The 12,912-nt window shown below is 67.8% G+C and carries 13 protein-coding genes; 12 read left to right on the top strand and 1 reads right to left on the bottom strand.

What is annotated here, in order from left to right:
• Positions 1–26: 26 nt before the first annotated feature.
• The gene (locus ACO41U_RS01855) at positions 27–1,700 is read right to left on the bottom strand and encodes a tetratricopeptide repeat protein (RefSeq protein ID WP_485941249.1); all 1,674 of its coding nucleotides are present in this window, start codon (positions 1,698–1,700) and stop codon (positions 27–29) included.
• Between the two features lie 263 nt (positions 1,701–1,963).
• On the opposite strand from ACO41U_RS01855, the gene ACO41U_RS01850 reads away from it, so the two are divergent.
• The 12 genes from ACO41U_RS01850 (at position 1,964) to ACO41U_RS01795 (ending at position 12,779) form a co-directional block, all read left to right on the top strand.
• Positions 1,964–2,638: a histidine phosphatase family protein gene (locus ACO41U_RS01850; RefSeq protein ID WP_485941248.1), complete on the top strand. Its 675-nt coding sequence runs from the start codon at positions 1,964–1,966 to the stop codon at positions 2,636–2,638.
• Positions 2,639–2,652: 14 nt separating this feature from the next.
• Positions 2,653–3,267 carry a sigma-70 family RNA polymerase sigma factor gene (locus tag ACO41U_RS01845; protein ID WP_485941247.1) on the top strand — a complete coding sequence of 205 codons (615 nt, stop codon included), beginning with the start codon at positions 2,653–2,655 and terminating at the stop codon, positions 3,265–3,267.
• A gap of 37 nt (positions 3,268–3,304) precedes the next feature.
• Positions 3,305–3,895: a hypothetical protein gene (locus ACO41U_RS01840; RefSeq protein WP_298779519.1), complete on the top strand. Its 591-nt coding sequence runs from the start codon at positions 3,305–3,307 to the stop codon at positions 3,893–3,895.
• A 107-nt stretch (positions 3,896–4,002) separates the two neighbouring features.
• Positions 4,003–5,784, top strand: coding sequence for a BamA/OMP85 family outer membrane protein (locus ACO41U_RS01835; RefSeq protein WP_298779521.1), 1,782 nt, complete (start codon positions 4,003–4,005; stop codon positions 5,782–5,784).
• Positions 5,785–5,824: 40 nt separating this feature from the next.
• Positions 5,825–7,060 (top strand): hypothetical protein, encoded by a 1,236-nt coding sequence (locus ACO41U_RS01830; RefSeq protein WP_298779523.1) that lies wholly within the window; start codon positions 5,825–5,827, stop codon positions 7,058–7,060.
• Between the two features lie 23 nt (positions 7,061–7,083).
• The gene (lpxD, locus tag ACO41U_RS01825; protein ID WP_485941246.1) at positions 7,084–8,130 is read left to right on the top strand and encodes a UDP-3-O-(3-hydroxymyristoyl)glucosamine N-acyltransferase; all 1,047 of its coding nucleotides are present in this window, start codon (positions 7,084–7,086) and stop codon (positions 8,128–8,130) included.
• Entirely contained in the window at positions 8,127–8,975 is an 849-nt protein-coding gene (locus tag ACO41U_RS01820) for a UDP-3-O-acyl-N-acetylglucosamine deacetylase (protein ID WP_485941245.1), read from the top strand. The genes lpxD and ACO41U_RS01820 overlap by 4 nt, the downstream gene beginning before the upstream one ends.
• 38 nt (positions 8,976–9,013) lie before the next feature.
• Entirely contained in the window at positions 9,014–9,469 is a 456-nt protein-coding gene (gene fabZ / locus ACO41U_RS01815) for a 3-hydroxyacyl-ACP dehydratase FabZ (protein WP_485941244.1), read from the top strand.
• Positions 9,466–10,269, top strand: coding sequence for an acyl-ACP--UDP-N-acetylglucosamine O-acyltransferase (gene lpxA / locus ACO41U_RS01810; RefSeq protein ID WP_485941243.1), 804 nt, complete (start codon positions 9,466–9,468; stop codon positions 10,267–10,269). Before fabZ ends, lpxA begins: the two co-directional genes overlap by 4 nt.
• Before the next feature lie 94 nt (positions 10,270–10,363).
• Positions 10,364–11,986, top strand: a complete 1,623-nt coding sequence (gene pgm / locus ACO41U_RS01805) for a phosphoglucomutase (alpha-D-glucose-1,6-bisphosphate-dependent) (protein WP_485941242.1) — start codon at positions 10,364–10,366, stop codon at positions 11,984–11,986.
• A gap of 13 nt (positions 11,987–11,999) precedes the next feature.
• Entirely contained in the window at positions 12,000–12,281 is a 282-nt protein-coding gene (locus ACO41U_RS01800; RefSeq protein ID WP_015556365.1) for a S4 domain-containing protein, read from the top strand.
• Positions 12,282–12,401: 120 nt separating this feature from the next.
• Positions 12,402–12,779, top strand: coding sequence for a RidA family protein (locus ACO41U_RS01795; RefSeq protein ID WP_485941241.1), 378 nt, complete (start codon positions 12,402–12,404; stop codon positions 12,777–12,779).
• Positions 12,780–12,912 lie beyond the last annotated feature (133 nt).

Here is a 12,912-nt window from a genome sequence, read left to right as displayed (position 1 = left end):
GTCCCTCCTGAGTGCTTCGTGGGAGCCTAAGAGCGTCCTCCCGCCCCCGGCCTGCGTGGGCCGAGCTGTTCCTCGACCTCGCCGCGCAGAGTTTCGATGGTCGGGTCCCCCGGACACGTCTTCCGGGCGTCGTCCAGGACCTTGAGGGCCTTGTCCGGCTCCCCCCTGTTCCTCCATGCGTCCGCCAGCCCCAGCCACGGCCGCGGGTCGTCGCTCCGGATCTCAAGGGCCTGAGAGAAATAGGAAACGGCCTCATCGTAGCGCTTCAGGTTCAGGGCCACCGTCCCCACCTCGATGCGCTTCTCGTAGGCGGGGCGAAGGTCCTGCTTCGACTCCGTGGACGCCTTGACGGCCTCCAGCATACGCCGCATCGCCGTGTCCGCCTCCTCCGAGGAAGGGCGGAGGTCCAGGGCGACGCGGTAGGCGCGGAGGGCGTCCTGGGCCTTCCCCTGTCTCTCCAGGAGCTGTCCCAGAAGGATGTAGACGTCGTAGTCGTTCGGGGCGTACCGGGTCGATTGCAGCAGGTGCGCCACAGCGCCCTCCGCGTCGTCCAGGGCCGCGCGGACGGCCGCTTTCTCGTAGAGTGCCCGCGCCCGCCCCGCCGCGTCGTCCTGGGAGAGGACCTGAAGGCAGCGCTCCAGGGCCAGGTCCGCCGTCTGAAAGCGTCCGGCCCCTATGGCGGACCGCGCGAGGCCCATCAGGAGGGCGGGGGAGTCGGGGAACTTCAGGTGGGCGTCCTCGTAGGCGTCGATGGCCGCCTCGTACCGCTCCTCGCGGTAGAGCCGCTCCGCCCTGTCGCTCAGCCAGTCGTAGGAGGTGCTTTGGACGTATCGGACGGCCCCGTAGGCGATGAGCGCGACCAGCAGGATCGCGGTGCAGAAGACGGCCCGGCGCCTCGTGCTCCGTCTGCGCCCGCTCTCCTGCCCGCGGAGCTCCTCCGCGCGGTCCCGCCGCATCTGGATGACCTGGTGCAGCCTTTTGGAGAAGAGCAGGTCGCGCTCCAGTTCCTCGTCCGACGGCTCCTCTTCATCGGGGTCCCAGTCGGCGGGGCGGGAGATCGCGTGGGCCGGGACCTCCGTTTCCTCCTCGTAGGATGCCTGAGGCGCGGGGGCGCTCTCCTCCTGCAGGGCGTCCTGGGGGTCGGTTTCCTCCTCTGGCTCGGAGAACGCGGGAACCTCTTGGAGAGCGGGGGTGCTCTCCTCCTGCGGGGCGTCCTGGGGTTCGGTACTCTCCTCCGGTTCGGAGGGATCGAGAACCTCCTGGGGAGCGGGGAGGGACTCCCCTTCGGACGGCTCGTCCGGCTCCAGGGGCTCCGCAGCCTGGACGGCGTTTAGATTCAGCGCGGCGTCGGACTCCAGCTCCATGGGCGTCGTGCCCAGGGGGGACCTTTCCGCCAGGGGGACGCTCCCCTCCTGGTCCGGTGCGCCCGTTGCGGGGCGCCGCGAGGGGGGCGCCGGCCACCGGAGGGGTGCCCGCTGCCGCTCGGAGGGCGCTTCGGGGTTTGAACCCCCCACATCCTCCGCCTGAGGCGCGGGGTCAGCAGGTCGTTCGAGGAGGTCGGGCTCCGGGCGCACCGTGCTGGGCTCCCCACCGCCCCCCGTCGCAGGGGGGGCCAAAAGGAACTCCTGCGCCCCCTCGTCGGAGGCCGCGTTATTCAATGCGTTCGTGCCGTTCAGCCAATCCGTCAGATCCTGTTTCACCGCGCTCACCTCTCAGGTCAGTTTATCAGCATTTTTGCGAGTTGGCAACGCCTCTGCCCGCTTTAAGCCCCTATGGCGTCACGGTCCCTCCGCCCACGCTCCACGGTCCGTCCTGCACCTGCGGCGCCCTGCACTTCAGGCCTTTCTATGTAGGGAGGAAGGCAGGCAGCGTGTTATAATTTCAAGTTAAATGGGTCCAACAGGCCGTATGGGCGGCGACCGGTCTGAGGATTGGAAGACGGGGCGCCGGGGAGGGAAGACGTGTGGCGGAGTCATCGATTTTTCGGCGCGTCGTGCTGGTGCGCCATGGGCAGACGGAGTGGAACGAGGCGCGGCGCTTCCAGGGCAAGACGGACATATCGTTGAGCGACGTCGGCCGCCGGCAGGCTCAGGCCTTGGCGGAGCGCCTCTCCTCCTGGCGTGCGGAGGCCGTCTACTCGAGCCCCCTCTCCCGGGCCCTCGATACCGCCCGGGCCGTGGCGGAACGCCATGGGCTTGTCCCGGTGGTGCTGGAGGAGCTTCACGAGGTGGACTTCGCGGGGTGGGAGGGGCTTTCGATCCCCGGCCTGAAGGAGGAGCGCCGGGAGGATTTCGCCCGCTGGCGGGCGGACCCCTTCTTCAACCCACCGCCCGGCGCGGAGGGGTGGGAGGACATACGCCTCCGGCTTGAGCGAGCCGTGGGCAAGATACTGGACGGACCGGAAACGCGGATCGTCATCGTGTCCCACGGCGGGGTGATGCGGGCGCTCTACGCGGTGCTGGTTGGCTTCGACCCGCACCGGGTGTGGAACATGGACGTGACGAACTGTGCCATGACCGGCGTGGAGCTTCGGAACGGGAGGGCCTGCATCCGCTTTGCCAACGACGACCTGCACGTTCGGGGCGGCCGCGCGGGCCGGACCCTGCCGGTGTGGGACGAGGCCGGCAGCTTGGTGTGAGCGATCTGGTGTGAATGATGAAGAAGACCGAAGCGACTGAAAAGAACGCGAGGGCCCTGTCCCCTGAGAGGGAGCGGGAGCTGTGGTGCCTCTGTCGCGAGGGGGATGCGGCGGCGCGGGAGGAGTTGATCGTCGCCTACCGCCCGCTGGTCTTCTGGATCGCGGGGCGGCTCCGGGCGGCTCCGTCCCTCAAGCAGGACCTCGTCCAGGAGGGGATGCTGGCCCTGATCCGCGCGGCGGACCGCTTCGACCCGGACCGGGAGCTGCGGTTCTCCACCTACGCCTACCACCGGATTCACGGCCAGATGGTCAACCTGCTGGAGCGCTCGGAGCGGCGCGCCCCCATCCCCGTGCCGGACGAGTGGCTCACGACGGCCCAACCGGAGGAGGACGACGACCGGCAGGACTGGCTGGATGTCGCGGACAGCATCGCCCGGCTCCAGGGGCGCGAGGCGGCGGTGGTGTCCGCGCTCTTCTTCGACGGCAAGGAGCCCCGCGACGTCGCGGCGGAACAGCGGATGGACATCAGCCACGTCTATCGCCTGCGCCGGACGGCGGTGGCGAAGATTCGGGCGTGGCTTGGGCTGGACGGCCATGCCATAAAAGAGGCGGGGGACGGGATAAGATAACAGCGGCCTTTGACGGGAGTTCGCGGGGAGGTGCGGGATGGTCCAGGGTGGTATGGACAGGCGCATAGCCGGCATCATTCGATGGCTGGAACGGTTTCAGAGCTCCTATCGTTCCGGGGCCATCGAGAGTGCCTTGATGGACGCGGAGTGCGCCAGGGCGGACCTGGAGGACCTGCGGTCCGACGTGTGGCGGAGCGTGGGAGCGGCTCGGACGCCCCGCCGCGTCCGCCGCGCGGTCGTCACCTGGCTGGCCTCGCTGGTGCTCCTCGCCGTGCTGGCCGTTCCGTCCCCCCTGTCGCGGGAGGAAGGGTTAGCGGGGTTGCCCCTTCGCCACGAGGCCCGCGCCGTGGCTCAGGAGCCTGAGCGAAGGGTTGAAACGCCACTTCCGGCCCCGGCGGAATCCGCTCCTGTGCCTCCCCGCTCAGTCAAGGCCGAGAGGCGGCCCCCCTCCGACAGGAGGACGCGGGCGGCCGCACCAGCGCCGAGGCTGCAGCGGGTGACCGCGGTGCGCCCGGCCCCCCAGGAAAGGGGCACGGTGCCCGACGACAAGATGTTCCTGCTGCTTCAGACGGGAGCCAGGGCGCTGAGGAACGAGGGGCCGGCGATCCGAATCGACAGGGTGCAATGAGGCCCGCTGAAGGTGAACGCGCCAGTTTTTTTGATAACATCGTTATTTTAGGAACGTTTCAAAACTTGAAAGGTTTTTGAGGAAATTTGAAAGGAAGTGGAAGACCTTTGAGCTGCACTTTGTTAAGGGGCTCCGCGGGAGGGCGTCTTGGATCGGTATGGAGCTTCCTGGCGGGGGCTCTGGCGATGGTGCTCCTGTGCCTGCCCGTGGCGGCCGAGGCTGGAGCGGAGGCCGTGCCCGTCGCGAGGGTGAGCGTTTCGGGGAACAGCCAGGTCACCTCGAACTACATCCTGGGCGTCGTTTCGACGAAGGTAGGGCAGACGCTGGATCGGGACGTGCTTCAGAAGGACATTGAGGCGATCTACAACCAGGGCTTTTTCTCCTTTGTGGACGCGGACCTCACGCCGGAGCAGGACGGGGTTGCCGTGACGTTCTCCGTCAGGGAGAACCCAATCGTGGAGTCCATCGTCTTCGAGGGCAACACCGTCTACACGAGCGAGCAGCTGATGAAGGAGGTCTTCTCCCAGGTCGGGACGGTCTTCAACCGCGTCTTCTTCCGCAACGACCTGGATCGGATCCAAAACCGCTACCACACGGACGGCTACGTCATGGTGCGGGTGTCGGACGTGCAGGTGCAGGGCGGTGACATCCGCGTCAAGATACTGGAGCCCAGGGTGGGGAACGTCATCATCCAGGGCAACACCCGGACGAAGACGCAGGTGATCCGGAGGGAGATCAAGCTGAAGGAGGGGGACCTCTTCAACGTCACGCGCTTCCGCTACCAGCTGGGGAAGCTGCAGGGACTGGGCTACTTCGAGGACGTCAACGTCGCCTTCGACAGCCCGGATAACCAGGACGACGTGGTGGACCTCATCCTGACCGTGAAGGAGAAGCGCACGGCCTCCGTGGGGGTGAACCTGGCCTACGGCAGCGAGAGCGGGTTGAGCGGCGGCCTGACCTACGGGGACACGAACCTGTTCGGCAAGGGGCTCAACTTCGAGATCGGCTTCGACGAGGGCGACGAGGCCAGCTACTGGCTGTCGCTGTCCAGCCCCTATATGGACTCCGAAACCTGGGCGTGGCGCGTGGGAGCGCGCTACCGCACCTACGACGATCGCTATTACTATCGCCAGGGGGAGCGTCAGTTCGAGTTCGACGAGAAGAACACCCAGTTCTACGCGGGGATCGGCAAGAAGTTCAAGAACGAAGACTGGAGCTGGTTCGCGACGCTTCGCCACGAGGACACCAGCTACGACGACGTCCACAACACGATTCCGGGCTACATCGACGACCTCACGATGTGGGAGGGCACCAATCAGACGGTCGAGCTTCAGTTCACGCTGGACAAGCGCGACCCCTACCTGCCCTATCCGAAGGGCCTCGTGTGGGAGACGACCCTGGAGAAGGCCTTCGAGGGGCTGGGCGGCGAGTTCGACTACATGAAGTACTGGACCCAGCTGCGGTGGTACACGCCCCTGAACAAGCTGGTGGAGGGGGTCGTGGACGTCGAGGGGACGTGGACCGATGAGAACCCCATCATCCTGGCCGCGCGGCTTCGCGTCGGGTCGGCCACGAACGATGAGCTGCCCGCCTTCGCCCGCTATTCCCTCGGCGGGATGAACACGCTTCGCGGGTACAGCAGCCGCTCCTTCGAGGGCAGCAACGTCCTCCTGGGCAACTTTGAGCTTCGGCTCCCCGTGCACGACAACTTCACGCTGGTGGGGTTCTTTGACGTCGGAAACGCCAGCAACTCCATGGACTGGGGTGACCTCCACGACAACTACGGCGTCGGCGTCCGGGTGAAGACCCCCTTCGGCAACCTGCGCGTGGACTACGCGCACGGCGAGGACGAGAACAAGACGTACTTTGGCTTCGGCGATATGTTCTAGCCGTTCCGGGCCAGGGTGCGGCGCTCGACGCCGGAGGCCCTTGTGGACAGCAACGGCGCTCCTTCCGGCCGCGCTCCTTTCCCTGTTCGCGTTGCTCGTCCCTGCCCCCGCGTGGGCGGACCTGAGCGTTTCCGGGCTTCCGACCTGGCTTGAGCCCGCGGTCCGCCGCAGCCTCGACGCCGTCTGGAACGAGATTCCGAAGGACCTCGGCGTGGACCGGGAGGGAACCCTCTCCACGGTAGCGGGGCGGCTCTTCGTGGGCTACGACGTCGAGGTGCGCCGGGGGGAAAATGGACCTGCCGTTCGCTTCGTCCCGGAGGCTCGGACGTCGTGGGACGTGGAGTTGAGACTGCCTGAGTTTCGCGGAACGCTCTCCGACTGGTTTCGTGCGGACGTGGATGGGCTTGTGGAGGAGATCGCGGCCCTGCTGCGCCCGCTGCCGGAGGCGGCGCTCACGTGGGCGGACGAGGCCCTGAGGGCGCGGATCGCGGAGGCCCTGGAGGCCAGGACGCCGGGCTGGGACTTCTCCCTTCAGGTTGCCTTCTCGCCGACAGGCGGGACGCTGACGATCTCCTTTCGTCCAGGGACGCCCCTCGTGCTGGCGGTGACCCCCTCCATCTACTCGCGGACCATCCCCGTGATGCTTCAGTCCGACCTTCAGGCCAAGCTGGTGACGGCCTTTTCCCCGCTGGTCGGGCTCCCGGTGTCCTGGGTGGCGCACCACAGGGCGGACGCGGAGAGGATGGCGCAGGAGTTTCTGGAGGAGCGTCACTCCGTGGAGAACATGCGGGCGCAGGCTGAGGCGACGTTCGTCGCCGCGCCCGTGGCGAAGCTGGACGCCAGGGTGGACAGTGATCGGTTTCTCTTTCAGGTCTGGGTGTCGGCCTACGCCGGACTGGAGGACCGCTACCCGGAGGCGGGGGCCTTCTTTGGATGGAACACGGCGAACCTCACCGGGGTGGACCTCGAGCTCTACGGAGAAGCCGTCGTCGAGCTGGAGGCCTTTGAGCTGACGCGCCGCCTGGGCCTGCGCCTGCGCCTCTTTGGGGACCTCTGGGCCGGCGCGGAGGTGCAATGGCCGGAGGAGGAGTGGTTTGGCCGCCTGCAGTGGGGCCCCTCCCGGATGCGTCGGCCGTACCTCTGGTGGCGCTGGAGCCCGGAGCTGGGGCAGGAGGGCGCGCTGGGCTACCGCGTCGACGAGCACATCTCCATCGAGATCTACTACGACGGGACGAACGACGATCGGGTGGGGCTGAGGGGGCTGTGGTCCCTGTGATCCGCGCAGAAGGAGGAAGTACGATGAAGGAGGTCACCCTGAACGCCCTGGCCCAGGAGCTTGGCTTGAAGGTCATCGGCAGGGGGGAGAGGACGGTGTCCTTGGTCGCGGCACCCGGCACGGCGAACGAGAGGACGATCTGCCCGGTGTGGGAGGAGCGGGCTCTGCCGCTGGTAGGGAAGGACGTGCCCATCCTGGCCCCCCTCGCCCTGTTCGAGCCGGGACGGGACGGGATCGTCTCCGATCGTCCGCGGGAGGCGCTGCCGAAGCTCCTCGCGTTCTTCGCGCCGGAGCGCCCCGCTCGCCGCGGCGTGCACCCCACGGCGGTGGTGGACCCGGAGGCCTCCCTGGACCCCGACGCCTGGGTGGGGCCTCATGCCGTGGTGGGACCGAAAACGGTGGTCGAGGGCGGGGCGGAGGTCGGCGCGGGGGCCTTCGTCGGCGCGCGGTGCCGCGTTGGGGCGAGGACGATCCTGGAGCCCGGAGCCGTGCTGCTGGACGGGGTGTGCGTGGGGCGGGACTGCATCCTGCACTCCGGCTGCGTCCTGGGCTGTGACGGCTTCGGCTTTTTGCCCTCGCCGGACGGTCCCGTGAAGATCCCCCAGATCGGCGGGGTGGAGATCGGCGACCGCGTGGAGATCGGGGCCTGCTCCACCGTGGACCGCGGCACGATGGAGGACACGGTCATCGGCGACGGGACGAAGATCGACAACCACGTCCAGGTGGGGCACAACGTGCGCGTGGGGCGCGGCTGCATCCTCTGCTCCATGTCGGGCATCGCGGGCAGCTCCGTCCTGGAGGACGGGGTGACGCTCTCCGTGCAGGCAGGGATCACGGACCACGTCACGATTGGCCGGGGTGCCGTGCTGGCGGCCCGGACGGGCGTCACAAACGACGTTCCCGCCGGGGCCGTGCTGTCCGGCTTCCCCGCGCGGCCTCACCAGGAGGCCAAGCGTGCCCTGGTGTTGGCTGCGGACCTTCCCGCCCTGTTCAAGCGGCTTCGGAGCCTGGAGCGTCGCCTCGAGGCCCGTTCGGAAGAGCGGGAGAGTTTGGAGGAGGAAAAAAGGTGAGCCCCCTGGACGCAGCGGGCGCGGGGCGGTATCGCCGTCTGGTCCGCCCCCTCTCCTTCAGCGGCACGGGCCTGCATTCGGGACTTGAGTGTAGTCTGCGCATCCTGCCGACCGAGGGGGGCATCGTCCTGGCCTCGGAGGGACAGGAGGCCCCCATCGAGGCGCTGGCCCTGTCCGGAAGCGGACGCGGGTCGGACTACCTCTTTCCGGACGGCCGCAGGGTCCGGACCTGCGAGCACGTCCTGGCCGCCTTGACGGGCCTCGGAGTTTGGGGGGCCCGGCTTGAGGTGGACGGCGGGGAGATGCCGGCGCTGGACGGCTGTGCGGCCCGCGTCGGCGCGGCCGTTATGGAGAACTCTGAGCCCTGCGGGGAGGCCCCGGCCCCCCTGAGCCTCTCCGCCTCCCTTCGGGTGGGGGACGAGTCCCGATTCGTCGCGGCGTTTCCTGCGGAGGGGCTTCACGTCACCTGCGTCGTCCGCTACGATGCGCCCGTGATCGGTGTGCAGATGCTGGAGTTTTCCTGGAGCGCGGAAGGCTTCCTGGAGCAGGTCGCCCGTGCCCGGACCTTCGCCATGGCGCGGGAGATCGAGGCGCTGCGGGCGCAGGGGCTGGCCCTGGGGGGGACGCTGGACAACGCTATCCTGGTGGAGGGGGCCTCGGCGCGGGCGTCGGGAGGGTTGCACTGGCCGGACGAGTTCGTCCGGCACAAGACGCTGGACCTCATCGGCGACTTGGCGGCGCTGGGGCGTCCGCTCTGTGCCCACCTGGTGGCCGTGAAGGCGGGGCATGAGTTGCACCTGCAGATGGCGGAGCGCCTTCGGGCGCTGGTGAAGAGACAGGCGTGATCCCCCGTGGGATGGGCCCTGCGAGGAGGTATGGGGTTTTGGACATCATCGAGATCATGAACATGCTGCGGCACCGCTATCCCTTTCTGATGGTGGACCGCATCACGGAGTACGACGAGTCGCACGTCACGGGCTACAAGAACGTCACGATCAACGAGCCCTTCTTTCAGGGCCACTTCCCCGGGGACCCGACGATGCCCGGCGTGCTGATCCTGGAGGCCATGGGGCAGGTGGCCTCCGTGCTGGTGGCCGTCCGGCTGGGGAAGGAACAGACGGGGAAGATCGCCTTCCTCGCGGGGGTGGACAAGGCCCGCTTCCGCAAGCCCGTGCGCCCGGGGGACCGGCTGGTCACAAAGGCGGAGCTGACGCGGCTCAGGGGCGTCGCCGGCAGGGCGAAGGTCACGGGCTACGTGGACGACGAGGTGGTGGCGGAGGGCGAGTTCATCTTCATGGTGGGGTCGACCCTGAACAAGCGCGAGGAGGGTGAGAAGTGAGCGTCAGCGTCCATCCCTCGGCCATCGTCGCGCGGGGGGCGGAACTGGGGGATGGCGTCCGCGTCGGCCCGTACTGCTGCATCGACTCCCGCGTCGTCATCGGGGAGGGGACGGTGCTGAACGCCTTCGTCACGGTCCACGACGGCGTGACCGTCGGCCGAAACTGCCACGTCTACGAGTACACCGCCCTGGGCGGCGATCCCCAGGACCACAGCTACAGGGGAGAGGCGTCCCGGGTGCGCATCGGCGATGACAACGTCATCCGCGAGAACGTCACCGTCAACCGGGCGACGGGCGAGGGCAACGAGACGGTGGTGGGGAACGGGTGCCTCATCATGGAGGGCGTGCACCTGGCGCACAACGTCCACGTCGGAAACGCCGTCACCATCGCCAACAAGGTTGGGCTCTCCGGCTTCGTCCAGGTGGGGGACCACACGGTGTTCGGCGGCATGGCCGGCGTTCATCAATTCGTCCGCATCGGCTGCTACTGCATGGTGGGGGGGCTCTACCGCGTGGCGAAGGACATCCCCCCCTACACGCTGGCGGCGGGCGAGCCCCTGCGCATCGAGGGGCTGAACTCGGTGGGGCTGAAGCGGGCCGGGTTCTCCGCCGAGACGCGGAAGGCCATCCGGGCCTTCTATCGAGAGCTTTACCGCAGGGACCGCCGATTCACGGATTCCCTGGAGGAGTTGAGGAGAAGGCGGGACGCCTTCATCCCGGAGGTCCAAAACGTCATCGACTTCTACGAGGGGAGCCGCCGCGGCGTCACGTTCTGGGGACACGGCTCGGAGTCGGACTGAGCCGTCGTGCGCAGGACGCGCTCTCCTGAAGCCTCAGGCGGGTGCCAGGGCATGGACTTTGGATAGAGTTCCCAATGAGGAGGTTTTTGCAATCATGGAAAAGGTCACTGAGGCCGCGCGCAAACCGGTGAATCTTCCAGCCCTCATCAGCGATTACTACACCCTGGAGCCGGACCCGGAGGCCCGGTCCCAGCAGGTGGCGTTCGGCACGTCGGGCCATCGCGGCTCCTCCAGGCTTCGCAGCTTCAACGAGGCCCACATCCTGGCCATCGCCCAGGCCGTGGCGGAGCACCGCAGGGAGGCGGGCATCCTGGGGCCGCTCTACATCGGGGCGGACACCCATGCCCTGTCGGAGCCCGCGCTGCGCACCTGCGTGGAGGTCCTGGCGGCGAACGGCGTGGACGTCGTGCTGCAGGAGGGGTTTGCCCCGACGCCGACGCCCGTCGTCTCGCGCGCCATCCTGGCGCACAATCGCGAGGTTGGGGCAGCCGTGGCGGATGGCCTGGTGATCACGCCGTCCCACAACCCTCCGGAGGACGGCGGCATCAAGTACGACCCGCCGAGCGGGGGTCCCGCGTCCCCGGAGATCACGTCGCAGATCCAGCGGCACGCCAACGAATTGATCCGCGGGGGAGTCCGCTCCATCGAGAGGGTTCCCTTCGAGCGCGCGGTGAAGCTGGAGACGACGCACTTCGAGGACTACGTCATGCCCTACGTTCGGGCTCTCGCCTCCGTCCTGGACATGGAGGCCATCGCACGCTCCGGCCTGCACGTCGGCGTGGACCCCCTCGGCGGGGCGGGGATCGAGTACTGGGACCCTATCGTCGAGGTCTACGGCATCAAGAACCTGGAGGTCGTCAACCGGACGATCGACCCCACCTTTTCCTTCATGCCCCTGGACCACGACGGCAAGGTGCGCATGGACTGTTCCTCGCCCTGGGCGATGGCGAACCTGCTGAAGATGAAGGACCGATTCGACGTGGCCTTCGGCAACGACACGGACTACGACCGACACGGCATCGTGACGCCCGCGGGGCTGATGAACCCCAACGCCTACCTCGCCGTGGCGGTGCGCCACCTGTTCGGGACGCGCGAGGGCTGGCGGGCGGACGCCGCGGTGGGCAAGACGGTGGTGTCGAGTTCCATCATCGACCGGGTGGCGGAGGGGATGGGCCGCAGGCTCTGCGAGGTCCCCGTCGGGTTCAAGTGGTTCGTCGATGGGCTCCTGGACGGCTCCATGGGGTTCGGCGGCGAGGAGAGCGCCGGGGCGTCCTTCCTCTGCCGCGACGGCTCGGTGTGGACGACGGACAAGGACGGCATCATCATGGACCTGCTGGCCGTGGAGATCGCGGCCGTGACGGGAAAGGACCCGGCGCAGCACTACAAGGAGATCACGGAGCGGTACGGGGAGTCCTGCTACGCCCGCATCGATGCGCCGGCCTCGCCGGAGCGGAAGGCCGCGCTGGCGAAGCTCTCCCCCGAGGCGGTGCGGGCCGACTCGCTGGCGGGGGACCCCATCTCGGCGCGGCTCACGAAGGCTCCGGGCAACGGCGCCCCCATCGGCGGGCTCAAGGTCGTCGCGGAGGGCGGCTGGTTCGCCGCGCGCCCATCGGGGACGGAGGACCTCTGCAAGATCTACGCGGAGAGCTTTAAAGGGCCGGATCACCTGAAGCGCATCCAGCAGGAGGCTCAGGAGATCGTGGCGTCGGTCGCCTGAGGCGGGGTGCGCGATGCGAGTTGACAAGTTCCTGAAGATGGCCCGCCTGGTCAAGCGCCGCAGCGCAGCTCAGGAGATGGCGGAGCTGGGGGCGGTGCGCATCGACGGGCGGCCCTGCAAGCCCGCCTCCGAGGTGCGCGAGGGCAGCGTCCTGGAGGTGGCCTACATGAATCGGGTGCTGAAGGCGCGCGTGCTGTGCGCGGAGGAGGCGCTCCTGAAGCGCCCTGGGACGGTGAGCTGGGAGCAGGTCGAGGAGCGCCCGGTTTCTCCGGACGAGAACCCCTGGGGGGAGTGAGCCCGCGGGGCGCGTCCGAAAGGCCGCAAACGTTGTAGAATAGGGCGGCGTTCCTGAAACGTGCGGGCTTCGGGTCCGTGCGGTCGCCTTTATCTTAAATCATCTGGAGGTATGCGTTTCATGAAGAAGATCATCAGTTGCGACAAGGCCCCTGCGGCGATCGGCCCCTACAGCCAGGCCATCCAGGCCGGAGAGTTCCTCTACGTGTCCGGCCAGATTCCGGCCAACGCCAAAGGCGAGGTCGTCCAGGGTGGCGTCGAGGAGCAGGCGAAGCAGTCCCTGGAGAACGTCAAGGCCATCCTTGAGAGCGTCGGCTACGGCCTGAAGGACGTGGTGAAGACGACGGTCTTCGCGACGGACATGGCAAACTTTGCTGCCGTGAACGGCGTCTACGCCAAGTACTTTGACACGGAGGCCCCCGCCCGCTCCTTCGTGGCCGTCAAGGCCCTCCCGAAGGAGGTCCTGGTGGAGATCGAGGTGGTGGCCTGGAAGAAGTAGCTCCAGGCCCTCCGCGCCCTCGAAATCTGTTATAATCAAACCTCGTTCGCGAGCCTCCTGAGGCTTGAGGTTCTGCCTCTCGGCGGAAGATCGTTGCCCGCCGGGAGGTGCTGTTTTAAAAATTCAGGGGAGG

This window comes from Fretibacterium sp., assembly GCF_057312375.1.
Note: the sequence above shows the minus strand (reverse complement) of the source record. Positions and strands in the feature narration are given on the sequence as shown.

Coding starts and splice junctions, on each gene's coding strand:
- ACO41U_RS01845 (WP_485941247.1), top strand. CDS start 2,653: ATGATGAAGAAGACCGAAGCGACTGAAAAGAACGCGAGGGCCCTGTCC.
- ACO41U_RS01840 (WP_298779519.1), top strand. CDS start 3,305: ATGGTCCAGGGTGGTATGGACAGGCGCATAGCCGGCATCATTCGATGG.
- lpxD (WP_485941246.1), top strand. CDS start 7,084: ATGAAGGAGGTCACCCTGAACGCCCTGGCCCAGGAGCTTGGCTTGAAG.
- pgm (WP_485941242.1), top strand. CDS start 10,364: ATGGAAAAGGTCACTGAGGCCGCGCGCAAACCGGTGAATCTTCCAGCC.
- ACO41U_RS01800 (WP_015556365.1), top strand. CDS start 12,000: ATGCGAGTTGACAAGTTCCTGAAGATGGCCCGCCTGGTCAAGCGCCGC.
- ACO41U_RS01795 (WP_485941241.1), top strand. CDS start 12,402: ATGAAGAAGATCATCAGTTGCGACAAGGCCCCTGCGGCGATCGGCCCC.